22 protein-coding genes are annotated in these 26,463 nt (G+C 38.0%); 21 read left to right on the forward strand and 1 reads right to left on the reverse strand.

What is annotated here, in order from left to right; all coding sequences use genetic code 11:
* The first annotated feature begins 126 nt into the window (after window positions 1–126).
* The 16 genes from AC1D0Y_RS08140 (at window position 127) to AC1D0Y_RS08215 (ending at window position 18,736) form a co-directional block, all read left to right on the forward strand.
* Complete coding sequence (locus AC1D0Y_RS08140) at window positions 127–882, forward strand: YveK family protein (RefSeq protein WP_477707466.1); 756 nt, start codon at window positions 127–129, stop codon at window positions 880–882.
* Window positions 872–1,582 carry a CpsD/CapB family tyrosine-protein kinase gene (locus AC1D0Y_RS08145; RefSeq protein ID WP_477707467.1) on the forward strand — a complete coding sequence of 237 codons (711 nt, stop codon included), beginning with the start codon at window positions 872–874 and terminating at the stop codon, window positions 1,580–1,582. Before AC1D0Y_RS08140 ends, AC1D0Y_RS08145 begins: the two co-directional genes overlap by 11 nt.
* 393 nt (window positions 1,583–1,975) lie before the next feature.
* Window positions 1,976–2,743, forward strand: coding sequence for a tyrosine-protein phosphatase (locus AC1D0Y_RS08150; protein WP_477707468.1), 768 nt, complete (start codon window positions 1,976–1,978; stop codon window positions 2,741–2,743).
* A gap of 38 nt (window positions 2,744–2,781) precedes the next feature.
* Complete coding sequence (locus AC1D0Y_RS08155; RefSeq protein ID WP_170959563.1) at window positions 2,782–2,934, forward strand: hypothetical protein; 153 nt, start codon at window positions 2,782–2,784, stop codon at window positions 2,932–2,934.
* Between the two features lie 60 nt (window positions 2,935–2,994).
* Window positions 2,995–4,119, forward strand: a complete 1,125-nt coding sequence (wecB, locus tag AC1D0Y_RS08160) for a non-hydrolyzing UDP-N-acetylglucosamine 2-epimerase (protein WP_335707077.1) — start codon at window positions 2,995–2,997, stop codon at window positions 4,117–4,119.
* Between the two features lie 24 nt (window positions 4,120–4,143).
* Window positions 4,144–5,025 carry a UTP--glucose-1-phosphate uridylyltransferase GalU gene (gene galU / locus AC1D0Y_RS08165; RefSeq protein WP_043979854.1) on the forward strand — a complete coding sequence of 294 codons (882 nt, stop codon included), beginning with the start codon at window positions 4,144–4,146 and terminating at the stop codon, window positions 5,023–5,025.
* A 58-nt stretch (window positions 5,026–5,083) separates the two neighbouring features.
* Window positions 5,084–6,337 (forward strand): glycosyltransferase family 4 protein, encoded by a 1,254-nt coding sequence (locus AC1D0Y_RS08170; protein ID WP_477707469.1) that lies wholly within the window; start codon window positions 5,084–5,086, stop codon window positions 6,335–6,337.
* A complete protein-coding gene (locus AC1D0Y_RS08175) occupies window positions 6,331–7,617 on the forward strand; it encodes a glycosyltransferase (protein ID WP_477707571.1) in 1,287 nt (428 codons plus the stop codon). Before AC1D0Y_RS08170 ends, AC1D0Y_RS08175 begins: the two co-directional genes overlap by 7 nt.
* A 23-nt stretch (window positions 7,618–7,640) precedes the next feature.
* Complete coding sequence (locus AC1D0Y_RS08180) at window positions 7,641–7,898, forward strand: hypothetical protein (RefSeq protein WP_043979847.1); 258 nt, start codon at window positions 7,641–7,643, stop codon at window positions 7,896–7,898.
* Window positions 7,898–11,410, forward strand: coding sequence for a CgeB family protein (locus tag AC1D0Y_RS08185; protein WP_477707470.1), 3,513 nt, complete (start codon window positions 7,898–7,900; stop codon window positions 11,408–11,410). The genes AC1D0Y_RS08180 and AC1D0Y_RS08185 overlap by 1 nt, the downstream gene beginning before the upstream one ends.
* Window positions 11,411–11,420: 10 nt before the next feature.
* Window positions 11,421–12,422, forward strand: a complete 1,002-nt coding sequence (locus AC1D0Y_RS08190) for a glycosyltransferase family 4 protein (RefSeq protein ID WP_477707471.1) — start codon at window positions 11,421–11,423, stop codon at window positions 12,420–12,422.
* A 72-nt stretch (window positions 12,423–12,494) separates the two neighbouring features.
* Window positions 12,495–15,185, forward strand: a complete 2,691-nt coding sequence (locus AC1D0Y_RS08195) for an accessory Sec system protein Asp2 (RefSeq protein ID WP_477707472.1) — start codon at window positions 12,495–12,497, stop codon at window positions 15,183–15,185.
* A gap of 35 nt (window positions 15,186–15,220) precedes the next feature.
* On the forward strand, window positions 15,221–16,498 hold the full coding sequence (locus tag AC1D0Y_RS08200) for a nucleotide sugar dehydrogenase (protein ID WP_095379792.1): 1,278 nt from the start codon (window positions 15,221–15,223) through the stop codon (window positions 16,496–16,498).
* Window positions 16,495–17,298, forward strand: coding sequence for an ABC transporter permease (locus AC1D0Y_RS08205; protein ID WP_098239344.1), 804 nt, complete (start codon window positions 16,495–16,497; stop codon window positions 17,296–17,298). Before AC1D0Y_RS08200 ends, AC1D0Y_RS08205 begins: the two co-directional genes overlap by 4 nt.
* A 16-nt stretch (window positions 17,299–17,314) precedes the next feature.
* Window positions 17,315–18,280: a teichoic acids export ABC transporter ATP-binding subunit TagH gene (tagH, locus tag AC1D0Y_RS08210; protein ID WP_280170416.1), complete on the forward strand. Its 966-nt coding sequence runs from the start codon at window positions 17,315–17,317 to the stop codon at window positions 18,278–18,280.
* Window positions 18,281–18,355: 75 nt separating this feature from the next.
* Window positions 18,356–18,736, forward strand: coding sequence for a triple tyrosine motif-containing protein (locus AC1D0Y_RS08215; RefSeq protein WP_043979836.1), 381 nt, complete (start codon window positions 18,356–18,358; stop codon window positions 18,734–18,736).
* A gap of 40 nt (window positions 18,737–18,776) precedes the next feature.
* Here AC1D0Y_RS08215 and tagU read toward each other — a convergent pair whose 3' ends face one another.
* On the reverse strand, window positions 18,777–19,739 hold the full coding sequence (tagU, locus tag AC1D0Y_RS08220; RefSeq protein WP_477707473.1) for a polyisoprenyl-teichoic acid--peptidoglycan teichoic acid transferase TagU: 963 nt from the start codon (window positions 19,737–19,739) through the stop codon (window positions 18,777–18,779).
* A gap of 195 nt (window positions 19,740–19,934) precedes the next feature.
* On the opposite strand from tagU, the gene AC1D0Y_RS08225 reads away from it, so the two are divergent.
* From AC1D0Y_RS08225 to AC1D0Y_RS08245, 5 genes are all read left to right on the forward strand, one after another.
* A complete protein-coding gene (locus AC1D0Y_RS08225) occupies window positions 19,935–20,696 on the forward strand; it encodes an SGNH/GDSL hydrolase family protein (RefSeq protein ID WP_477707474.1) in 762 nt (253 codons plus the stop codon).
* 516 nt (window positions 20,697–21,212) lie between these two features.
* A complete protein-coding gene (locus tag AC1D0Y_RS08230; protein WP_477707475.1) occupies window positions 21,213–21,965 on the forward strand; it encodes a CpsB/CapC family capsule biosynthesis tyrosine phosphatase in 753 nt (250 codons plus the stop codon).
* A gap of 279 nt (window positions 21,966–22,244) precedes the next feature.
* Window positions 22,245–23,012, forward strand: a complete 768-nt coding sequence (locus tag AC1D0Y_RS08235; RefSeq protein ID WP_477707476.1) for a tyrosine-protein phosphatase — start codon at window positions 22,245–22,247, stop codon at window positions 23,010–23,012.
* Window positions 23,013–23,112: 100 nt separating this feature from the next.
* The gene (locus AC1D0Y_RS08240; protein WP_477707477.1) at window positions 23,113–24,834 is read left to right on the forward strand and encodes a pyruvate oxidase; all 1,722 of its coding nucleotides are present in this window, start codon (window positions 23,113–23,115) and stop codon (window positions 24,832–24,834) included.
* A gap of 43 nt (window positions 24,835–24,877) precedes the next feature.
* Complete coding sequence (locus AC1D0Y_RS08245; RefSeq protein WP_477707478.1) at window positions 24,878–26,458, forward strand: FMN-binding glutamate synthase family protein; 1,581 nt, start codon at window positions 24,878–24,880, stop codon at window positions 26,456–26,458.
* Window positions 26,459–26,463 lie beyond the last annotated feature (5 nt).

Raw genomic sequence — 26,463 nt, forward strand, 5'->3', positions numbered from 1 at the left:
TAAAGAGAATAAAAGAACTGTAAATTTTTAGTTGTAATATACAAAAACCCATAGTGAAAACAACTTTTGTCAATTATAATAAAAAGTATACAGGTTTTTAGAAGTTATTAAGTTCGGAGGTCAACTATGGAAGAGACAATTAATTTGCGAGAGTTGTTTACAGTGCTTCGTAAGCGTCTTTGGCTTATTGTACTGATTACAATTATCGCTGCAACCGTAAGTGGAGTCATTAGCTTTTTTGTGCTAACTCCTGTGTATCAATCGAAAACACAGATCTTAATTAATCAAGCGAAAAGCGATGAACAGTTGTTATATAATACGCAGGCCGTTCAAACAAACGTGCAGCTGATTAACACTTATAATGATATTATTACAAGTCCAGCTATTCTAGATAAAGTAATTAAAGAATTAACACTTAATGTATCTGCCCAAAGCTTAAGCAGTCAAATCCAAGTAACAAGTTCTCAGAACTCTCAGGTAGCACAGATTGTCGTACAAGATACAAGTGCAAAACGTGCAGCTCAAATTGCCAATACAACGGCTTCTGTTTTCCAAAAGCAAGTGCCTAAGCTTATGAATGTAGACAATGTTAAAGTGCTGTCAAAAGCAACGGTTGGTGAAAGTGCTAGTCCGATTAAACCTCAGCCGCTTTTAAACATTGCGATTGCGATCGTAGTTGGTTTAATGGTAGGTATCGGGTTGTCATTCTTACTTGAATACTTAGACAATACGTTAAAAACGGAGCAAGATATTGAAAATATTCTAGGACTTCCTGTGATTGGAGTCGTCACGAATATTAAGGATGTGCCTAAGCCATCAAACGTATCGCGACCAGATGTAGCTGCTCGCGTACCGCAAAGAGGTGAAACGTATGGCTCGTAAAAACAAAGCTCAAAAAAATGATAAAATGCTGACGTTAAAAAGACGTTTGCTTGCTCATAATAGCCCAAAAGATCCGGTAGCGGAACAGTACCGTACGATTCGTACAAATATTCAGTTCTCAAACGTTGATCAAGATATTAAGACTATTGTTGTTACATCGAGCGGTGCTGAAGAAGGGAAGTCCACAACGACTTCCAATCTAGCAACGGTTTATGCACAGCAAGGGTTAAACGTATTACTCATTGACGCTGATTTACGTAAACCAACAGGTCATTACACGTTCCGTTTGGAAAATCACATTGGTCTTACGAATGTATTAACTCGTCAATCTACGTTAGCGCAAGCGGTTCAAGAGTCAGAAATTCCTCATCTTTCTGTTTTAACAAGCGGTCCTATTCCACCGAATCCATCTGAACTGTTAGCATCTGCTCAGATGGCCGAGTTGTTAAAAGAAATGAAGAAACAGTTTGATATGGTTATTTTTGATACGCCGCCAATTTTAGCTGTGGCCGATGCGCAGATTTTAGCGAATCAAGTAGACGGCACGATTTTGGTTGTCAGTAGCGGTAAAACAGAGAAAGACGCTGCGTTAAAATCGAAAGAGCTGTTAAGCAATGCGCAAGGCAAATTGCTTGGAGTTGTGTTAAATAACCGCAAAGTAGAAGAAGGCAACTACTATTACTATTACGGTACCAATTAATCGAAGCCTCCTCGCTAGCATGTGCTAGCGAGGAGGCTTTTTGGCGTATTTTTATAGAAACAACCTATAAGAAATTATGACTATTGTTATAAAAAGTTTAAAATGTGAGTTTTTTCATGGATAAGGTACTTATGAAAAATTAGTAAAATTTTGCTGTTTGTTAATGTATTTACAAGATAGCTAAAAAGTAGGTTTTTCTTGGTGAACAGCACTTTTTAGGGCTTGTTTAGTAGTTCGAATGAAATGAATAGATATATTCAGACTATTCTTAAATATTTACAGGGCGTTGCTTTGCAGATGTTTCGACAAAAAAAGACATAGAAATACATGATATAATATGCTAACATAAGTATTGCTTTTATTAGGTCTTAAGAAGGATAGGGGTGAGGGTAGATGATTGACTTACATTGTCACATTTTGCCTGAAGTGGATGATGGTTCTGCAAGTAACGAGATGAGTATTGAAATGGCAAAGCGAGCTGTCTCAGAAGGCATTACGGCTATTGTTGCCACGCCTCATCATCAGAATGGCAGATATCTCAATGAAAAAGAAGCTATTTTACAGAGTGTTGAACAATTAAATAGTTTATTAGTTCGTGAAGGAGTGCCATTAACCATTTTACCTGGTCAAGAAAACCGTATTTACGGTGAAATCTTAGACGACTATCATCAAGGCAAGATTCTCACTTTAAACAATACGGGAAAATACTTGTTTGTTGAATTTCCTTCGAGTCAAGTCCCTCGATATGCGGAGCGGCTGCTGTTTGATATTCAATCCCAGGGAATGATCCCTATTATTGTCCATCCAGAACGAAACAGTCGGTTGTTAGAAGATTCTGATCTTCTCTATAACTTTATTAATAAAGGAGCATTAGCTCAAGTTACAGCTTCTAGCTTGGTTGGAAACTTTGGAAAGAAAATAAAGAAATTTTCTCACCAGTTAATAGACGCCAACCTTGTACACTTTGTTTCATCAGACGCTCATAACCTCCAACATCGTTCTTTTCATATGCAAGCCGCAATTGATATGATTGAGAGTGAGCATGGAAGAGATTATTATTATATGTTTCTAGAAAACGCTCAATGCGTTGTAGACGGAACAAGATGCTACAAAGAATCCCCGGAAAAAATTATGCGGAAAAAGTTTCTAGGTATTTTTTAATGCCTAGAGGGTAGAAGCTATTGAGCAGTATAAAAATCATGAAAGAATTTGATCATTTACCTAAGAGTGTAAAAAAGGCTGTGCGGTACATTTACCAAGATGCGTCTTACGATCAGCTGCTGATTTTAAAGAAACATTTAGCACATGCCATTCAGCAAAAAGAACAAGAACTTTATAAAAAAAGAGACTAGTATCTTCTATTAAAAATACTAGTGCTTTTATACATAATTTAATGAAACTAGGTGACTGCATTGCAACAGCGTATTAAAGTAATGACGATTTTTGGAACACGTCCAGAAGCCATTAAAATGGCTCCTCTTGTGTTAGAATTAAACAAACGTTCAGAAGAATTTGAATCTATCGTGACAGTAACAGCTCAGCACCGTGAAATGCTAGACCAAGTGCTGCGTGTGTTTGATATTACACCAAATCACGACTTGAACATTATGAAAGACCGCCAAACGCTTATGGATGTAACAACACGCGGACTTCAAGGACTAGATCAAGTTATGAAAGAAGTTCAGCCTGACATCGTACTTGTTCACGGCGATACAACAACCACCTTCATTGCAGGTCTTGCGGCTTTTTATAATCAAATTAAAGTAGGTCATGTAGAAGCGGGTCTTCGCACATGGAATAAATACTCTCCGTATCCGGAAGAAATGAACCGCCAGTTAACAGGTGTATTAGCGGACCTTCATTTTGCTCCTACTACAAAATCTGCACATAACTTGCTGCAGGAAAACAAAAAAGAAGAAACATTGTTTATTACAGGAAACACGGCAATTGATGCATTAAAAACAACGGTATTAGAAGAATATTCTCATCCCGTATTAGATCGTGTAGGGGACGATCGTTTAATTCTGTTAACTGCTCACCGTCGTGAAAATCTTGGTGAACCAATGCGCAATATGTTCCGCGCGATTAAACGAATTGTAGAGGAACATGATGACGTACAAGTAGTCTACCCTGTACATTTAAATCCTGTTGTTCGTGAATTAGCGGATGAAGTGTTAGGAAATGATCCTCGCATTCAATTAATTGAACCTCTAGAAGTAGTAGACTTCCATAATTTCGCTTCACGTGCTCATATCATTTTAACGGATTCAGGCGGCGTGCAAGAAGAAGCTCCTTCATTAGGTGTACCGGTATTAGTACTTCGTGATACAACTGAACGTCCTGAAGGAATTGAAGCTGGAACGTTAAAGCTTGCAGGTGTAGAAGAAGAAACCATTTATTCACTTGCTAAAGAGCTTCTAACAAATGAAGAAGAATATGCGCGTATGTCTAAAGCATCAAACCCGTACGGTGATGGCTTTGCTTCAAAACGTATTGCCGATGCGATTAGCGAATATTTTAGTGCTCAAAATAAGTAATTAGTAGATGGGGGAAGTTTAATCATGTCAAAAGTAAAAAAAGCAATTATTCCAGCTGCGGGATTAGGTACACGTTTCTTGCCAGCAACGAAAGCAATGCCAAAAGAAATGCTTCCAATTGTAGACAAACCGACTATTCAGTACATCATTGAAGAAGCAATTGAATCTGGTATTGAAGACATCATTATCGTAACGGGTAAAGGAAAACGTGCGATCGAAGATCATTTTGATAATGCTCCTGAACTAGAACAAAATCTTGTGGAAAAAGAAAAGTTTGAGCTTCTGGAAAAAGTGCGTCAATCAGCGAACGTAGAGATTCACTACATCCGTCAAAAAGAGCCAAAAGGATTAGGGCATGCGGTTTGGTGTGCGCGCAAATTTATCGGAGATGAGCCGTTTGCTGTGCTGTTAGGAGACGACATTGTTCAAGCAGAAACGCCTTGCTTGCGTCAGTTGATGAATCAGTATGACGAAACGTTATCTTCTGTGATTGGTGTGCAGACGGTTCCAGAAAACGAAACGAACCGTTACGGAATTGTAGATCCTATTTCAAGCAACGGCCGCCGTTATCAAGTGGATACATTTGTTGAAAAGCCAGCTTTAGGAACAGCTCCTTCGAATCTAGCTATTATGGGACGCTATATCTTCACGCCTGAAATCTTCAAGTTTTTAGAACAGCAGGAAGTAGGCGCAGGTGGAGAGATTCAATTAACGGATGCGATTCAAAAGCTGAACGAGATTCAGCGTGTATTTGCTTATGACTTTGAAGGCAAACGTTACGACGTAGGTGAAAAGCTTGGATTTATTCAAACGTCGCTAGAATTTGCTCTTCAGCATGAAGATTTACGTGATGATTTACTTACATTTATGGATGAGCTATTACAGAGAGAAAACGTAAAAGCTTAATTGATGTTTCACTAGTTCGCTTGGCGAGCTAGTGAAATTGTATTGGAGTGAAGTTGCTTTGACAAAAAGGGTACTTGTGATTTCTCAACATTTTTATCCTGAAATCGGTAGTGCAGGAAATCGTATAAAAAATATATATAAGCTTTTAAAAGATGAAAATTATGACGTAAATGTACTGACGACTGAGCCCACATATCCAAATAAAAAGATCTATCATGACGAACAGTTTTGGGATGATGAGTCAATTGATGAAGAAAATGATGTAACGCGCATTGGTGTGAAAAATCGCAAGTATTCTAGAAGTATTATCAATCGTTTAATGTATTATTTAGAAATTGCTTTTAAAATGATGTTATTCATTTTAACCGACCGAAAAAAGTACGATGTGATTTTCGTTACATCTCCGCCTATTTTTATTGCTGTCGTCGGTCTGCTTGCCAAATACCGTTATCGAAGGCCGCTTATTTTAGACATTCGAGATTTATGGCCTGAATCGTTAAAAGGCGTAGGTGTGTTCAATTACCCAGTCGTCATTTCTGTTTTCAGTCGTCTCGAGAAAATTCTCTATGTAAGAGCAGATCATATTATTGTAAATAGTGAAGGGTTTATTCGTTTTATGACAGAGAAATATGCCATTCCGTTAAACAAAATTCATTTTATGCCTAATGCTGCAAATCGTAATGAAATTTCAATGATTGAATCTGGAAGCGATGTATTTAAAGTCATGTATGCAGGCAATATTGGTTTAGCTCAAGATGTAACGGTTCTAATGGACCTTGCAAAAGAATTACATGAGTATAATATTGAATTGACAGTTATGGGATATGGGTTTAAAAAGAAAGAATTTGTACGTTTTACAAAAGAGCATAAGTTAACAAATGTTCGATTTATTAAGCCAACTACCCGTCAAGAGTGCTTACATATTATTTCTGAACATCATATTGGAATTGTGACGTTGAACGGTAAGCAAGTATTTGAAACGGTTCTTCCTGGCAAGATCATTGATTATATGACGTGTGGAATCCCGATTGTCGCATCGGTTTCTGGCTATGCCAAAGACGTGATTGTTTCACATGAAGCTGGAATTGTATCAGAGACAAATACAGCAGATGAGATGCTTAGACATATCCTGTATTTGTATCAGCACCCTTCTAAAAGAAGTGAAATGTCTCGCAACAGCTTAAATTATGTAAAAAAGCATTTCTTCTGGGAGAAAAATATCGAAGTATTAATACGTTTAATTGAGAATAAAAGTTCTGAACCGCTGCATGTGGAGCAGACAGAATCAGTGGATAAGGTTGAAGTATTATGAGAAAAAATGTCTGTATGTTTGTATGGAATCATTTTACCAATGATGCGCGCGTTCTGCGCGAATGTACGGCTTTATCAGAGAATGGTTACGCCGTTGATTTAATTTGTATTCATGATCCGAACAATCCGGATTTAAAACAGTATGAAGAAGTAAATGAACATTTTCACGTTCATCGCGTAAAGCGTTATCCTTCTTCGCTGCTTTTTATGAAAAAAGCGTACCGTGCACTTCTAAAATATAAAGTGCTCGCTATGATCGCTTTTTTGCTGTGGTTAGGAGCAGCGTACGTAGCTCCTTATGTAGTCCTTCCTATTACAATTGTAGCCGCGTTGTTATTAAAAACAAAGCTGCAAGTAGTTTGGGTAAGAGGAAGCATTATCTTAAGGATGATTTTAAAAGGTAGGAAGAAGAAGTACGATATTTATCATTCGAATGATTTAAATACGCTTCCTCAAGGATTTATCTGTTCAAAGCTTCGCTTTAAGCGTAAGTACCTTGTGTATGATTCTCATGAGGTGCAAACGAGCAGAACGGGCTATGACAGCGGCGTATACGCAAAAATGGAGTCGTTCTTTATTAATAAAATTGACTCTATGATTGTAGAAAATCATACGCGTGCCAAATACAATGAAGATTTATATGGCTTCTATCCAAACGTCGTCTATAACTACCCGTTTCGTCCAAAAACGAAGCAGCAGCAACAAGTGAATTTGCACGAACGTTTAGGACTTCCTGTAAATGAAAAAATTCTGTTGTATCAAGGCGGTATTCAAACGGGACGAGGCCTTGAAAAGCTTGTTCAAGCGGCGCCGTTATTTAAAGAAGGAACGTTAGTCTTTATTGGAGACGGACGCATCAAGCCAGAGCTAGAGCGTATGGTAGCGGAAATGAAGTTAGAAGATAAAGTGAAGTTTATTCCGAAAGTACCGCTGCAAGACTTACCAAAGTATACAAAAAATGCGTACTTAGGTTTTCAAGTATTAAATAATGTGTGCTTCAATCACTACTCGGCCTCTTCAAATAAGTTATTTGAATACATCATGAGCGATGTACCGGTGGTAGCATGCGACTTTCCCGAGATTAAAAAAGTAGTAGAAGGCGAGCATATTGGATTGTGTGTAGATTCGCATGATTACAAAGAGATTGCGAGTGCTGTTAATCAGTTATTACGAGATCCTTTGCTGCGCGCAACGATGAGCAACAACTGTAAAACAGCGAAGTTCAAGTACAACTGGGAAAGTGAACAAGTTCAATTTTTGAAAGTCTATCAAGCAATATAACGTAAAAGGAGGAACTTACGCGTATGGGTGTCAAACTCCATAGCCATGTATCTGTAGAAGTTCTGGAAAAAGAACTTCAAGTGGTTAAATCGGAACTAATCGAACAATTAAACATAAGAGAAAAAGAATTAAAAGAGTACCAAGATTTGCAAAAGCGCTATACGATGCTAGAAAAAAGATATGCGGCTATCAGCCGTTCTTTTCTAGGGAAGTTAACGCTAAAGTACTGGACGGTTCGAAAGCGAATGGGTACAAATAAAGCAACAAAGGGGCATAGATAATGATCAGTGATATTCAAAAGCGTATGAAGTCGATTACGCAAAAAAGAGATTGGGCAAAAGCACATCGCATTCCAAGCCTAGAGTTTTCAGAAGTCGAAGCAAATAGCGGCTGGTTTAAAAAGCATCAAGTTGCTGTTTCATTTAATGAAGACGACCGAAGTTTTACTGTTGATTTGAATTCTAACAACTATACGTATCTAACTTATCGCGAGCAGAATATCGACTTTCGACAAGCTCCTGTAGAAGAAAATATTGCATTTGACTTTTCAAGTCAGCAAACGCTTGTCTTCAAAGGGACAAAAAGTGAGAGTGTCTCCGTCGAGTTATTCATTATTGAATATAAAAATCGTCAAAAAGTAGGTATACATAGATTTGAAATGAACAGTGAAGGTATTATACCGTTCTCTCAATCTACTGATTCTATCCGCTTAGCGCTGCGCGTGAAAGGGCAGGGAACATTTAAAATTGAGAGTATGTTAATTAATGACCGAGGATTCTGGAATCAAAGCGAGCTTTTGACAGAAGGAAATTATATTGTTTTAGAACAAAATCAGTGGTACATGCCTAAGTCCGATCAACTATACTATGATCCATTTAACAAAAAGTTCAACGTAAGTTTTGAAGATAAGCAATTCGCGTATGTAACGCACAGAGAAGGAAATGCTGCTTTCTCTGCTCAGCCTGCAAGTCCAGTGGCTGTTCATGACGATACACTATCGGTTTGCTTCCAAGGTGAGAAAGAGAATGCTGTTGATGTACGTCTTGCTATTGTTTTCTACCTAGACGGAAAAAAAGTAGGAACAGATGAATTAAAGTTAAATAATAAAAAGCTGATTCATTTCCAAGAAGAATATAACTCTATTCGTCTAGCAGTGAGAGTATCTGGTAAAGGTGAGTTTAAACTTGACGATATCATCATTAACAACGTGTCTTATTGGTGGGTTCATGACGTTGAAGTAACAATTCCTAAAATGACGGTTGATGCACCTGTTAAATATGCTCTTAACGAACACTCCCTTAAAGGATGGCAAGAGTCAAATAATGGTGTCATTTATCATCCTTGGAACCAGCTGTTTGAATCGAAGTTAAAAGGACAAGAATTCATTCATTTAACAGCTCAGCACTTTAATACAAGTGAAAATATCTCAGTAGCTGTTGATCATAATTCTACGTATTTGATTACACCAGCAGGTGAATTGTACGAAGGTATTGAGTTAGTTGTATATGCCGTAGGATATAAAAACAACAAGCAAAATGAAATCCATCAGCTTGAGCTGAATGAAAAAGCTGAACTGCGTTTCAAAAAAGATACGGAACACGTTGAGTTTTTAATACGTGTGACGGAGAGCGGATTCTTTAGAGGCTTGCAAATTAACATTCAAGAAAAGCCAATTGAAATTACCAACAGTGCACAGCTAGAGCTACAAGCTTCAGATTGGTTTGCAAGCGCGAGGAAATTAGTACAGCTTTCTGCATCAGAAAAAGGGCTGCGCGGTTCAGTAAATATTGAAGCTGGCAAAAACAGCTATATTTCTTATAAAGAAACAAATAACAGTTTTAAAATGCTTCCGACTCACCATATCATGACGATGCAAAAAGGATTTGAATATGAGTTCACTGTAAAAGGGAAAGCAGATGAAGATGTAGCTGTGATTCCAATGTTTATTGGATATTCAGATGAAGAAAAGCTTCAAGTGCTGCAGCTAAAATTTAACTCAATGACAAAAGTTCAAATTCATCCTGACATTACACAGTTCCGAATTGCTTTACGCGTTTCTGGAAAAGGTGAATTTGATGTTCATACGATTTCTATTAATGAAATGAAAAGCATTGAACGAGAGCAGTCATTAGATTACGTAGCCAAACAAGAAGTAGATGCATTTAACATGCTTCCTCCAAAGCCGATTAAAGAAATGAAGATGGCGGTTATTTTTGACGAATTTACGACGGCTTCTTATGAACATGAGTGTAAATTAATTAAAATGACGCCGGATAACTGGCTTGAGGTTATGACAAAAGAACAGCCAGACTTGTTAATGGTTGAATCTGCTTGGCGTGGTAACGGAGGCGTTTGGAATAAGCGTGTTGGTTACTATGGAGAAGAGAATATGAAGCCTCTTTACTCACTGTTAGCTTGGTGCAAAGAGCATAATGTGCCAACCGTATTCTGGAACAAGGAAGATCCTGTTCACTTTAATCGTTTTATTGAAACAGCTAGACGATTTGATTACATTTTCACAACGGATGAAAACATGGTTCCTTACTACCAAGAAAGAGCTGGACATCAAAACGCATTTGCGCTGCCGTTTGCTGCGCAGCCGGCTATTCATAACCCGATTAAGATCGTGGATGAACGCGAAAACAAAGCGTGTTTTGCTGGATCTTATTATCGTCATCATGAAGAAAGATGTATTGATATGGACCGATTATTAGATGCTGCGGCTAAAGTGGGATTAGATATTTACGATCGAAACTATATTCAAAACTTAAAAGGGCTTATGCCAAATCATCAATTCCCAGATCGCTTTGTTCCTTATGTAAAAGGAAACTTAAAGTATTACGAAATTGATAAAGCATATAAAGGCTACAAAGTTATGATTAACGTAAATACAGTAAAAGAATCTCCGACGATGTTCTCTCGCCGTGTATATGAAGGGTTAGCATGTGGAACGCCTGTTATTAGTACTTATGCACAGGGAATTGGAGAAATTTTCGGTGATCTTGTTTATATGTCTGAAGATCCAACGAATTTGCATGAAGAATTCAAACAGCTGTTAGAAGATGAACGTTACTACGAAGAAAAAGCTTTAACGGGTATTCGAGATGTATTAACTAAGCATACGTATACGCATCGCCTAGAGTACATCATTGAGAAAGTGGGCTTAAACTTTGCTTTTGAACTGCCGACAGTTACGGTAGTCGCGATTGCTAATACGCGTCAAGAGTTTGAGAACATCGTTGATCAATTTAACCGTCAAGCTTATGAAAATAAGCAATTATATATTCTAGTAGATACATTCGATGGCTATTTAGACCTTTACAATAAGTACAACACAAAAACCATTCACACGTTTGTTCGCAGTTATATGCACAACTACTTAAACATTCGCGACTGGATTTCAAGTGAGTATGTAACGTACTTTGGCCAAGACAGCTATTATGGGCAAAATTATTTACTAGACTTAATGCTGAGTACAACGTTTACGGACAGTGACTTTATTGGTAAAACAACTCACTACAGTGTGGAAAACGGAAAGCTTGAAGAGAAAAATGCAGGTCAAGAATACGAGTTTGTAAGAGAGTTATCGTCACAGAGCTCCGTTGCTAAAACAAATGTATACAGCAATCTTTCGCTTGAGCAAGTAATTAATCTCTTTGAACAAGATCAAAGTCTTGCGTCATATGCTAAATACGGCAAGCAGTTCTTTAGTAATGACAAATTTAATTACTTGAAATTAGAAGATAGCAGCAAGGACGACATCACTGCTATGGTAAATAAAATAGAGCTGTGAGGTTACAAAAATGAAAAAGATATTATTTGCAGGACATGATTTAAAATTTGCACGTATCATTATGGACCGTTTGGCAAGCCGTCCTGGGTTTGAAATTAAAACGGACGAGTGGAGTGGCCATAATGCTCATGATGAAGAACAGAGCCAAGCTTGCTTAGAATGGGCCGACGTTATTGTTTGCGAATGGGGACTTGGAAATGCAGTGTGGTATTCTCATCATAAAAAGCCTCATCAGCAGTTAATTGTACGCATGCATCTTCAAGAGCGTGATACGATTTACCCTCATAGTTTTAACATGGAAAATATCGATAAAATTATCGCGATTTCTCCATACGTATATGAAGAGTTTTATCGAACGTTTAATTTTCCGCGTGAAAAGATGACGATGATTTATAACGTAGTAGATACAGAAAAAGTGGATGCTCCTAAAACGGAAGAGGCTAAGTATCACTTAGGTATTATCGGAATTTGTCCACAGCGAAAGCGTCTAGACTTGGCTGTAGATATGCTAGATAAGTTATGGCATCAAGATAATCACTATAAGCTGTTTGTTAAAGGAAAAATGCCGCAGGAATATTCATGGCTGTGGAATAAAGAAGAAGAGCGTGAATATTACGAAGCAATTTTTAATCGTATCGAAAAAGCTCCATGGAAAGACGCTGTTATTTTTGAAGGGTTCGGTGATATTTCTGAATGGCTTTCAAAGGTAGGAATTATTCTATCAACAAGTGATTTTGAAAGCTTCCACCTTTCACCAAGTGAAGGGATGGCTTCAGGTGCTTATCCAATTATTCTCAACTGGGACGGCAGTGATACGATTTATCCGAAAGAGTATCTTCTATCTGATGTTGAGGAAGCAGTAGCGCGTATTCTAGCACTGAACTCAAAAGAAACAGATGCAGAGCTTCAAGCTTCTTTAAAAGAGTATGTAAAGCAGCACTTTGGAGCTGAAAAAGTAGCGAATCAATGGGAAGAGTTAATTGTGAACGTTGCGGAACCTGTTTTAAGTTAATCTATAAGTTCCTTTTGAAATTTATAGTTTGTATGTGTACAGCGCGCATATGAGAAAGTGGGAAATGACTGAATGATAAATACAAAAAAAGCATTAACAGCATTGGATGAAGAAAAAATTCAAAAGCTGATGAGGATCTTACCGAAAAGTCGGAATAAAGATCCGCTAGCAGCTGCTAAAAACATTATGGGTAATAAATATCCGCTTCCGCCTTTTGGGGTCATTCGATACCCAAAAGGAATTCTATGGAATGAAGATAAATCTAGAAGTTTTTTACGCTTGATTCACGGTCATACTTTTTTAGGGTGTTTGACGGATGCTTACGAAGAGACAAAAGAAGAGCAGTATAAAGATAAAGCCATTGGGTTAGTCAAAGATTGGATTCAAAAAAATCCATATCCTAATGGTTCAAATGAAATGGCTTTTCACGATGAAACAACGGCAATGCGTTTGCAGTATTGGCTGAGGTTATACATTTTAGCGAAGGACAAGCTTGCTTCGTCCGATGAACAGCTTATCGTAGAGAATATGGCTAAAACGGCTAATTTACTGTCTCAAGATGACTTTCATTCAACAAATACAAATCACGGCATGTTCCAAGATATTTCTTTGCTTGCTTACGCGATGTATTTCGAGGAGGCAGATAATGAGTCGGATCGTTATCGTGATATTGCATTAAAGCGTCTCGTTGATTACTTTACCTATGTGTATACAGAAGAAGGCGTACATAAGGAACATTCGCCGTCTTATCATTTTCTTGTATCCAATTATTTAAATAAATTGGTCGTATGGCTGAAAGATTTGAGCCCTAACCACGCAAAGTTTTTCGTTGATTTATTTAAAAAGACGGAAAAATATGCAACCTATATTATTCGACCAGACGGATTATTCCCGCCTCTTTGTGATACAGAGTCTAAGCCTGTTGTAAACAGCAGCTACCGAAGCTTGTACAAAAGTGAAGAGTTTCTATATGCAGTCCACCAAGGTAGAGCTGGGAGAATCCCTGTAGAAAAAGATGCGGTGTTCAAAGACTCCGGTTATGCAATTTTCAGAAGCGGATGGGAAAGAAAAGAAAAAGAAACGTACGTACTGTTTTCTGCAGCTTATCACACTAGTTATCATAAGCACAGTGATGACTTAAATATGCACATTTATTCAAACGGTGATATCATTACAGAAGCTGGGCCAAATGGATATAATTACAAAGATAAGTTTACGAAATATGCTTATTCTTCATTTGGACACAACACGCTGATCGTGGATGGCCGCGGTCTTCCTCGAGTGGATCATCAGCACGAAAAAGTATATATAAAAGATTATCAGCTAACGGAAGACTACTCAGAAGCAACGGGAGTGAATGAACGTTATAGCGGAGTTACTCACACACGTAACGTACGCTATAACAAACAGCTTGAGCATATCACTGTACGTGATCAAGTCGCTTCAGAAGATACTCATCAATACAAGCTGTTTTGGCATGTGGCTCCAGACTTAGAAGTTCACGTAAGAGATCAAATTGTTGAGTTGTTTAGAAACAATAACAAAGTAGCTGAACTTGAAATTACGTGTACTACAGATGTGAATATACGAGCTGTGCGTGAACAAACAGTTCCGCACGTGCAAGGATGGGTATTTCCTAAAATGGAAGCGAAAAAGCCTGCCACTGTGCTTGAGCTGGATTTCAGCAGCGGCAAAGAGTCGGTTGAAGTAGTGACAGAGTTCCGCTTAGCGAATTATAAAATCGCAGCAAGAGATCAAGGGCCATTTGAATTAGAGTCACATTACCAATCTATGAACGGTGTGAAGTATCACTTTGTTCCAGCAGCTGACGAGACATTACAGGATAAATTGGTTATTGTCTTTTCTGCTTTAGCTAATAAATATCATTATGTATATAATTACATGAAAACGTTAGATGAAGTTGGAGCGAATAAGCTATTTATTTTAGATGATTTTGGTGAACAAGGCTCTTACTACTTAGGCAAAAATAGAAATCATCTCATTGAAACAAGCGTATCTTCGCTTATTCAATATATTATGTCCAAGCACGGTTTTACGCACAAAAATGTCATGACCGTAGGTTCGTCTAAAGGCGGCTATGCGGCGTTATACTATGGAATCAAGTATCATTTTGGACAAGTAATTGCCGGTGCTCCTCAAAGTAAATTAGGAGACTTTTTGATTGATCAGGCAGAGCATGTCAACATTGCAGAGTATATTTCGGGCTCTGATAATGTAAACAAAGAATACTTAAATCAAATTCTATTTAACTTACTAGATCAGCCTGTAGATAGCGCACCAGACATCCGTTTGTATGTAGGAACGTGGGATTATCATCATAAAAGTCATGTTCTGCCGCTGTATCATCAGCTAAAAGACAGAGGATATAAAGTAACGTTAGATTTAGAAGATCGAGCAAATCATAAAGATTTAAAAGGTTATTTTCCTCTGTATCTTGGCCGAACGATTAGCGAAATTTTAGACGTGCAGTATGTTGAACATGTGCCATTTAAGATTAAAAGAGCTCTTTTAAAAGATAACGAGAGCTACTTTATCGTACGATGTGACACAGAAGGCCAGGGCAATTTAGAGTACGCGTATTACATTTATAAAGACGATAAAATCGTTCACAAAACTTCTTACATCGAGGAAGAAATTTTCCGCTATAAGCCAAGAGCTAAAGGCGAATACAGATGTAGAATTTTTGTAAGAAATCAATACAAACAAAAAGCGGTTAGAGACACAAATAGTGTCTTTATATAAAACATTATTAAGCAGTTAACACAGGAGGAAATAAAATGAAACTTTGTACAGTAGGATTAGGATATATTGGATTACCAACGTCTATTATGTTTGCAAAACATGATGTGGACGTTGTAGGTGTGGACGTAAGTCAACGCGTAATTGAATCATTAAACAACGGGAAAATCCATTTAGAAGAGCCTGGTCTGCAGGAAGCATTAAATGAAGTAATTGAAAAAGGTACATTCCGCGCAGCATTACAGCCGGAAAAGGCAGATGCATTCATCGTAGCTGTACCAACACCAAACCATGATGATCAACATAAATCTTGTGATCTATCATATGTATTAAGTGCTGTAAGCAATGTTATTCCTTACTTAGAAAAAGGAAACGTATTAATCGTAGAATCTACAATCGCACCGCGCAGCATGGATGACCATGTGAAACCGTTAGTAGAAGCAGCAGGCTTTGAAGTTGGAAAAGACGTGTTCTTAGTACATTGTCCAGAACGTGTACTTCCAGGACAAATCCTTCACGAATTAATCCACAACAACCGTATTGTTGGAGGACTTACGCCAAATTGTACAGAAGCTGGTGCAATGGTATACAGTACATTTGTACAAGGTGAAATCATTAAAACAGATGCAAAAACAGCAGAAATGTCAAAACTAATGGAAAACACATTCCGTGACGTAAACATCGCGTTAGCAAACGAATTAACAAAAGTATGTAACGAATTAGAAATCGATGCGCTAGAAGTTGTTCAAATGGCTAACAAGCATCCGCGTGTAAACCTTCATACACCAGGACCGGGTGTAGGCGGACACTGCTTGGCTGTAGATCCATATTTCATCGTTGCGAAAGCGCCTAAAACAGCTCAGCTTATTAATCTAGCAAGAACAATTAATACGTCTATGCCTCAATACGTAGTAGACAACACAAATGCTCTAATGGAAAAAGTAGACGGCCGCGTTGTGACAGTATTTGGTTTAACGTATAAAGGAAACGTAGACGACATCCGTGAAAGTCCGGCAATGGAAATCTACGATCTATTAAAAGCAGAAGGTAAATATGAAATTCGCGCATTTGATCCTCACGTAGAACAAGATTGGGTTGAACAAGATATCAAGGAAGCTGTACGCAACTCTGACCTAGTTCTTGTGTTAACAGACCATAATGAATTCAAAGAATTAAATTGGAGCGAATTAGAAGGTATGGCAACAAAACGTATTTTCGATACGAAAAACGTGGTAGCTAACCGTTCTGACGATTTCGGTTACATTAACTATGGTAACCTACATGCATTCCTTAAGAAGGAAGAAGTAATGGCATGAATTCTGTAGGGAGGATTTTGAAAGAACAATCCTCGAATTTTCATTTAATATTGAGATTATCTCTTTATGATGCAAAAAGTAAATACCAAATGCACTATCTTGGAGCTGTATGGCAGTTTTTAGGACCTGCCATACAGATTCTTCTGTACTGGCTTGTTTTTGGATTAGGAATTCGTGGAGGTGCACCCGTACACGGAATTCCATTCTTCGCGTGGCTAATTGCAGGGTTAATCCCTTGGTTTTTTATTAGTCCTTCCATTACTCAAGGTTCAAACAGTGTGTATGCAAGGGTAAGTTTGGTTTCAAAAATGAAGTTTCCAGTCAGTGTACTGCCAACTGTCACGATTGTCAGTAACAGTTTTCAGTTCATCATCATGATGCTGGTTATGGGAGTTATCTTCGTCATTTATGGAATTAATCCGGGATGGTATTTACTTCAATTGCCATATTATTTAGTAGCATTATTTGTGTTTTTATTTGCGCTTACGCTGCTAACATCAACTATTTCAACGCTAATAAGAGATTTTCAGCAAGTATTACAATCATTAATGAGAATGGTGCTTTACTTATTGCCTATTTTATGGGATACGTCTAAATTGTCACATGTATATGAAACGATTTTAAAATTAAATCCACTCTTTTACATTGTGCAAGGATTTAGATATTCATTGTTAGGTTACGGTTGGTTTTATGAGGATTGGATATACACATTATATTTTTGGGTTATCACATTATTAATACTAACAGTAGGATCAATCCTGCATTTAAAATTCAGAAATAAATTCATCGATTACTTGTAATCTAGGAGCGTAATCTATGGCACTAAAAGTTCAGTTTGAGAACGTTAGTAAAAAGTATGTTTTATATAAAAAAAGATCCGATAAACTGCTTGAAATTTTCTTTCCAAAAAAGAAAAATGAAAGCTTTTATGCACTAAGAAACATTTCTTTTTCCGTAAATGAAGGAGAAACAATTGGTGTTGTAGGAATTAACGGATCTGGAAAATCCACTCTTTCTAACTTGCTGTCGCAAGTTGTGCCTCAGACGTCAGGTGATATTAAAATCAATGGTGAAACATCATTAATTGCTATTTCGGTAGGGTTAAATAATAACTTAAATGGATTAGAAAATATCGAGTTGAAGTGTCTGATGCATGGATTAACGAAAGAAGAAATTAAAAAAATTACTCCTGATATCATTGAATTTGCTGATATCGGAAAGTTTATTACTCAGCCGGTAAAAAACTATTCGAGCGGTATGAAATCAAGGCTTGGATTTGCCATTTCGGTTCATACCAATCCAGATATATTGGTAGTAGATGAGGCGTTATCAGTTGGAGATCAAACATTTTACGATAAATGTTTGAAAAAGATTAATGAATTTAAAGAACAAGGTAAAACTATTTTCTTTATCAGTCATTCGTTGACTCAAATCCGCAGTGTGTGCAACAAGGTCATGTGGATTCACTTTGGAGAGTTAAAGCAATTTGGCGGCACTCGTGTTGTTTTAGAAAAATATAAAGAGTTTGTTAAATGGTTTAATGGATTAACTGATGAAGAGAAAAAGCAGTATAAACTAGATATGCTGGCTAATCAGGCAAAAGATGAATATGCTTTGATGAATGAAAAGAGTGAGTATACTAAGCCATTATACTCGTTAGAGCAGCGTACAAAGCGACGTGAACGAAAAAAAGAAAGACGAAAAACGTTTAAGCTGTATTTTCAAGTAGGCATTCTATCTATGCTGTCTTTGTTTTTAGCGATTTTAATGTTTTATACATAAGATTTATAAAGCATTTTAATAATATTGAGAATAGATATGTAGATTGATATATCTACTATTCGAGGAGGATCTCTAATGAAAGCAAAAGTATTAATTCCAATCGTAGCAGGTGCATTATTATTTACAGGCTGCAGCAATGACAAAGAGACTGCAAGCAAACCAACTAAAACGGAACAAACTCAACAAGAAAAAACAGCATTAAACAAAGTCTCTATTAAAAACGTAGGAGACAAACGCTTAGAAGTAAAAACAACAGCGGAAGGGAAAGACCTTAAATACGCTTATTCCGTTTATAAAGACGGTAAGCTATTCCAAAAAATCCCTTACTCTTCAAAAAAAGAGTTAGCTTATAAGCTAACGAAGTCTGGCGACTATCGTGTACGCGTATACGTGAAAGCTGGAAAAGAAAAAGCTGTTGCAAAAAGCACAGAATTAGTAAAAGTAACAAAATCATAATAAATAAAAAAGATCACGGGATGCATCCCGCGATCTTTTTTTATTTTAGATTTAAACTTTCTTTTAATTCAGTAGACAGCTGATTGCGAGTGTCATCAGACACGGCATAATAGTAGATACCATTAATTTTTTCGCCTTTTCCATCTATTTGAAGCTGCTCTGAATTTTTACGTGCGTCTTTATAGTTTGATTGAATCTGTTTCATATCATCAAATGTAAGGTTTGTTTTTACATTTTGACCAATCGCATCTAAAATCGTACCGTAGTTTGTTAAAGACTGAACGCTAGCTCCTTCGTCAATAACGCCCTCAATCACTTGACGCTGACGCTGCTGACGTCCGAAGTCACCACGAGGGTCTTGTTTACGCATACGTGTGAAAGCCAATGCTTCTTTACCATCTAATTTCAAAGGCCCTTTTTGGAAGCTGTAGCCGTCGTAATTAAACGCAAGGTTATTGTTTACAGTTACGCCGCCAACAGCGTCTACAATGTCTTTAAAGCTTTCCATATTCACTTGAACATAATAGTCTACAGGAACGTCTAAGAATTTCTCTACCGTATTTACAGCCATATCTACGCCACCAAAAGCGTAAGCGTGGTTAATTTTATCTTGTGTTCCTTTTCCGACAATTTCAGTTCGCGTATCACGTGGAATACTTACCATTTTCATAGACTGTGTCTTTGGGTTTACCGTCATTAAAATAGTAGAATCTGAACGTCCTCGGTCACCGGCACGCTGATCTACTCCTAATAGTAAAATAGAGATAGGATCTCCATTTTCCAAGCTTACTTTGCTTGAACGTTTTTCAGATACATCACGTTTTAATGGCTCGTGAGTTTGTGTGAATGTCTTTTCAACGGAATGCCATATGCTATATGCATAGCCTGCTACACCTAGAATTAATACTAAAATAATACCAAGAATAATTTTGAACGCGCGTTTCTTTTTCGGTTTCTTTCGTTTGCGTCTGCGCGCGTTTGAAGGTTGTACTTGTTCTTCCATGTGGAACCTCTCTTCCTTTTCCTTATGTATTGATAAAATAAATGTCTTCTATGTAAGCCATTATTCTTATCTTTTTCATCAGAAAATACGTCAAAATGATTAAAAAAATGACAAATTTGATCAAATTTCTTCATGTACTTTAAAATTATATTATAATAAAAGAAAAAAAGAAAGATATAGTAAGGGAGACAATTTATGAAAATTTTAATTAACGTATTTGCTATTCTCATCTTTGTTTCATCTTTAGTAGCAGGAAAGATGTACTGGAATCACCAATTAGACAAGCAGTTTGAAACAAAGCCCACGAGAGTAAGCGCAGTCGAAACAAAAAATGATATGCAAACCGAGACTAAGAATCTGCCGGAATCAATTGTAAAGAAATTAGAGAATGCAAAGAAAACAGGAAATCCTGTAAAGCTTGTAATTGTAGGATCCGCTCCTGAGAAAGATGTAAAAACATGGGGAACTTTATTGAAAGATAAAGTAGAAGATACATATGGAACGGATTTAATAACTGTAGAGTTGTATGAATACAAACAAATGAATACATTACAATTTGTGAAATCGAAAACGTATGAAGACATTACAAAAGCAAAGCCTGATATCTTGCTTTTTGAACCATTTTTATTAAATGATAACGGCGTAGTAGGTATTAACAATACAATTGATAACTTGCAAATTATTATGAAGCATATTGAAAGTGAAAATAAAGAATTAGTTACTATTTTTCAGCCATCAGCGCCGGTCTATCAAGCTCAAAACTACCCTAATGACGTAAAGGCCTTAGAAACCTTTGCTAAAGAAAATGGATACGTGTTTGTAAATCACTGGAGTGCATGGCCAGATTATAACGGGGAAGACATTTTAAAGTATTTATCTGATGAAAATGGTCAACCGAACGAAGAAGGGGAGAAGGTATGGTTCAAATTTCTCTCTGAGTATTTTACCAATTCATAATGAAAAAGCACGCTACCTTATAAAAAAAGGTGCGTGCTTTTATTTTTTGATTTGTTACAGCAGGTAAAAGTAAAGCGTTAAGCTGTTCTAACAATCTTGCATAGTGTGCTGGCTAAGAATGCCTTTGCGTAAGGCCCCATTTATTTATGCTTTTCATCTGACATAAACGCTTGGAGGTAAGTAATGTATGTTGTTAATCTATGCATACATATACTTCAATTGTTAAATGGGACGTCGGATTTTGGACTCAATACGGAGGCCGTTAAGGGAAAATCCAATTAACATTTAGGTATATTTACTCATAATGATGCTCTGAATATTTTAGTTCATTTTTTTTTAACATTTTCTTCAAGAAAAGAATGCTACATTTCAATACAAAAGGAACGTCTATCAATCCCAAAAGAGAGCATGAGCAAAAATAGATACTTATGCTAGAAGATAGAAAAAAAGCCCTGTGATATAATATAACTCATGGAATACTATCCATGATCTGAGGCATAGAAAGAGGAGAAAAAAATGATAGATATATATACCAATATCTTGCCAAATGTGAACAGTGGTCCCAAAAGTGTAGAAGAATTTTTAGAAATGGCAAATGTATTAGTGAAACAAGGAGTAACAGAAGTCGTAGCAGCACCTCTTTATGACGGAAAAGATTCCAGCTGTAGAGAAAGTGTTGATCTTGCAAATGAATGGTTAAGAAAATCTTCTATTTCGTTAAGCGTTTTACCAGGTCAAAAAGTAATTGCCTCTGCCAATATGATTGTATCAAATGAAGAGTATTACACGATGACAATAAATGAAAATGAAAAATATATGTTTTTACACATTCCACAAGACGTGGAAATTGAAGTGTTAGAAAATATTGCTTACGAGCTTCAGCTAAAAGGTATTGTACCGGTTTTAAATGAGCCTGAGTGCCATTCATTATTTGTGGAGAATCCTCCGCACTTGTACAAGCTCGTAAAAAATGGAGCAGTCGTTCAGCTGTCTGCGCAAAGTGTGCTTGGAGGCAACGGCAGTAAAGCTAAAAAAGCAGCTTATCAGTTCATTGATCACGGATTAGCACACGTTATTGCATCAGGCGTGAATCGTGAAAATTACCAGCAGTACGGCCTGCAAAAAGCTTATTCTGCCGTGTCCAAAAAATACGGCAACAGCAAGCTTTATCATTTCATGGAAAATGCTGAAGCCATTGCGAGTGGGAAGGCTGTTTATAAACAAGAGCCTGAACGCATCAAAAAAACAAAATTCCTAGGAATCTTTTAAATTTTCCCTTTGTACCCTGATTAACTTCTGTTTAATCAGGGTATTTGCATACAAAGACCTATTTCAATCCCTTCTTTTATCATCATTATTTGGAGTTATTTTACAAATTATGTTTGCGTTTTCACATAGAGTGATAGTAAAATATTGTTAGTTAAGTAGATGACAGGAAAGTACGCGGTTTTCCGGGGTTCGTGGTGGTAAATGTCGAGAAGAATACATAGTTTCACACTAGAAATCGTCGTAGAATAGAGCTATACAAAGCGCAGGGAGGGAAATAAAGTGATTGATATTCATACGTACATATTGCCTAATATCGATAGCGGACCTGAGGAAGTAGACGGCTTTTTGAAGATGGCGCGCTCCTTAGCGAATCAAGGCGTTCAGTCCGTCGTGGCGACGCCGCTTTATGATAGCGATCAAGAGTTTATGAAACACCATTTATTTCTCTATGTGAACGCAGCTAATGAATGGCTCACGAATTCATGTATTCCTCTTCAAGTATTACCGGGTCAGCTTGTCCCTTTATCGCCTCAACTTCTGCGAAACTATGAGCGAAATCAGCTTCTTACGCTTAATCACACCGATAAATATTTGTTTCTTTCACTGCCTGACTATGATGTCTCACCTTATTTTGAAAAGATACTGTCTGATCTTCTAACAAAAGGCGTTGTGCCTATTCTTCGTTCACCAGAATGTCATCCAATTTTCCGAGATCACCCTGAGCGTTTGTATGAGCTTGTTAAAAAAGGCGTACTTGTTCAGCTAAGCGCGGCTAGTATTCTTGGTTTAAACGGAAAAAAAGAAAGAAAAGCGGCGTGTACGTTTATTAAATACCGCTTAGCCCACGTGATTGCCTCTGGCGTTCATGCTCGCAATTACCACGACTATTCACTTTCAAAAGCGTATGATTACATTTCCGATATGTACGGTGCGTCAGAACTTTATTTTTTTATTGAAAATGCAGAAGCGATTATCGACGGTCGTCCGGTGCATCAATTAGACCCTGAGCCGATGAAAAAATTTAGTTTATTTAAATTATTTAGCTGAAAACAAGGGACTTTTCCACAAAAATGGGAAAGTCCCTTGTTTTGTCTTTCTTTCATTGTGGTATGGAATAGAAACAAAGTTAAAGAAAGGAAGGCTGAATATGATAAAAACTACAGCTGGAAAAGCAGCTATGTCGGTATTAAAAGAATGGAAGATTGATCACATTTTCGGTATGCCGGGAGATTCAATCAATCATTTTATGGACAACCTGCGCAGTGAAAAAGATGAAATCGAGTTTATTCAAGTCCGTCACGAGGAAGTAGGCGCACTTGCGGCATCTTCTTACGCTAAGATCACGGGTAAAATCGGCGTATGTCTGTCAATTGGAGGACCGGGTGCGATTCATTTGTTAAACGGTTTGTATGATGCTAAAGCAGACGGTGCACCGGTGCTGGTGCTAGCCGGACAGGTGCCTCGCGCGAAGCTTGGCAATGAATCGTTTCAAGAAGTGAACTTAGAACGTGTTTTTGACGATGTGTCGGTGTTTAATCACCGAGTAGATTCCCCTGAATCATTTCCGCATCTGCTGCAACAAGCCATTCGAACGGCTTACGCGAAAAAAGGCGTTGCGGTATTAGTCATTCCAGATGATATTCCGTCTTCAGCGATTAAAATTGATGAAAAAACGCCAGTTGCCAATGTATCAAAATCCATTTCTCACAGTGACCCTGAAGATGTAGCTAAAGCGCTTCTAGCGATTAAATACGCTAAGAAACCAGTTATTTTAGCAGGAACAGGTGCAAAGCACGCCAAGCTTGAGTTAGCGCAGTTTGCGGAGGAAATTGCGGCGCCGATTATCTTTACGCTTCCGGGTAAAGGAATACTGCCTGATCATCATCCTTACAACTTAGGTCAGCTCGGGCAGATTGGTACAAAGCCGGCGTATGAAGCGATGGAAGAAACCGACTTATTGATTATGGTGGGGACATCGTTTCCGTACCGTGAGTTTTTACCGGACGGGGTTGAAGCGATTCAGCTGGACTCTGACGCCACACAAATCGGCAGACGCTATCCTGTATCGATTGGATTAGTCGGAGACTCGAAAACGACGCTGTCGCAGCTTGCGCATAATTTAGATTATCAAGAAAACCGCCGTTTCTTAGAAGAGTGTCAAGTTAATATGGAAAACTGGTGGAAGCACGTAGAAAAAGAAGAAAATGAAGTGAGTACGCCAATCAAGCCGCAGCAAGTTATTCCTAAGCTGCAAAAAATCGTAGATGATGATGCGATTGTATCTGTTGATGTCGGGAACGTGACGGTATGGATGGCGAGACATTTCCGCATGACAAATCAAAAATTTGTGATTTCAAGCTGGCTGGCAACGATGGGCTGCGGACTTCCGGCTGCGATTGCAGGAAAGCTTGCTCATCCTGAAAAACAATCGGTAGCCGTATGCGGTGACGGAGGCTTTACGATGGTCATGCAAGACTTTGTGACGGCTGTGAAGTACAAGCTGCCGATTGTTGTTGTCGTCCTTAATAACAGCGAAATCGGGATGATTAAATATGAACAAGCCATTCAAGGTCACTTGGATTATCAAACGCAGCTTGGTGAAATGAACTTTGCGAAGTTCGCTGAATCGTGCGGAGGAATCGGCTACCGTGTTGAAAAATACGAGGAGCTCGAAACCGTTTTTGAAAAAGCAGCGCTTGCGAATGTTCCTGTTGTGATTGATGTCGTTGTCGCAGATGAACCGCCGCTTCCAGGCAAAATTTCATTCGGACAAGCGGCCAATTATTCGAAGCACATCATGAAAAAGTTCTTTAAAGAACATGAGCTCGAAATGCCGCCGCTTCGTAAAGGACTAAGCAGAATGCTTTAATCAGTGACTCTCCGTACAGGAGAGTCTTTTTAGGAGGGATATCATGGGAGTGTTTGAAATCATTTTACTTATTTTTGGTACGGTCATGATGTTTGTAATTGTAGTGCCGGTTATTATTGCTATTATTCTTTGGATGAAAGATGAAAAACAAGAAGAGCATTCGGTTTTGAGAAATTATCCGCTGCTCGGGAAAATGCGCTATATTTTTGAGAAAATGGGGCCTGAACTGCGTCAGTATTTATTTTTAAATAATAATGATGGCAAGCCGTTTTCTAGAAATCAATACGAGCAAACCGTTAAGTCAGGTAAATACCTTAACCGAATGATGGGATTTGGCTCAGAGCGTGATTTTAGCGAACCAGGATACTATATTCGTAATGCGGTATTTCCAAAGCAGCGCGACGAAATGAAAGCGGATAATACGCAAAAAATTAAAACGAAAGTATATAAAATGGACGCCGATAACTTATTCAGCCGAAGAGAGCACCGAGAAGAAAAAGAAGCGGATCCGTTTTATTTGCGGGATGAAGAGGCGATCGTTATAGGTCCTTCATGCAAAAAGCCGTTTGTTGTAAAAGGATTAATCGGTCAATCCGGAATGAGCTTTGGAGCGCTTGGTGACCACGCGATTACGGCTTTATCACTAGGATTAGGACGTGCAGGCGGCACGTGGATGAACACGGGAGAAGGCGGACTGTCACCGTATCATTTAAAAGGAAACGTCGATATCATTTTTCAAATTGGGCCAGGGCTTTTTGGCGTTCGAACAAAAGAAGGCGAATTTTCATGGGAAGAATTTAAAAAGAAAAGTGAAATGAAGCAAATCAAAGCGTTTGAAATTAAGCTCGCTCAAGGAGCTAAAACGCGAGGCGGTCACGTAGACGGTTCAAAAGTAACGGAAGAAATCGCTGAAATCCGCAACTTAAAGCCAGGAGAATCGGTAGACAGCCCAAACCGCTTTAAAGAGTTTGCGTCGTATCCTGAAATGTTTCAGTTTATTGAAAAACTTCGAGATATAGGCGGCAAGCCAGTAGGCATTAAAATGGTTGTCGGAAACACAAATGATCTTGAAGAAATGGCGGCGTATATGAAAGAGACGGGAAGCGGTCCTGATTTTATTACGATCGACGGAGCAGAAGGAGGAACGGGCGCATCGTTTCAAGAATTAGCGGACGGAGCGGGCGTACCTCTGTTTTCAGGACTTCCTTTTGTGGATGAACTGCTTAAAAAGTATGGCGTTCGTGATGAAGTAAAGCTTTTTGCATCGGGCAAGCTGTTAACGGCTGATAAAATTGCGACGGCTTTATCACTGGGTGCCGACTGCGTAAATATTGCCAGAGGCTTTATGTTTTCTGTCGGCTGTATTCAAGCGCAGGTTTGTCACAATAATCGTTGTCCAGTAGGCGTAGCGACAACGGATCCGAAGCTGCAAAAAGCGCTTATTATTGAAGAAAAATCATACCGCGTGTGCAACTACGTGCTGTCATTACGTGAAGGATTGTTTAATTTAGCCGCAGCAGCCGGTATTGATTCGCCAACGAAGTTTTCAAAGGAACACGTGGTGTTCAAAAACAGCAGCGGACAGTTAGCTGATATTTCTGTAAAAGAAAAGATGTACGTATAAAAAAA

It is taken from the genome of Priestia sp. P1_B12_1 (genome assembly GCF_056406695.1).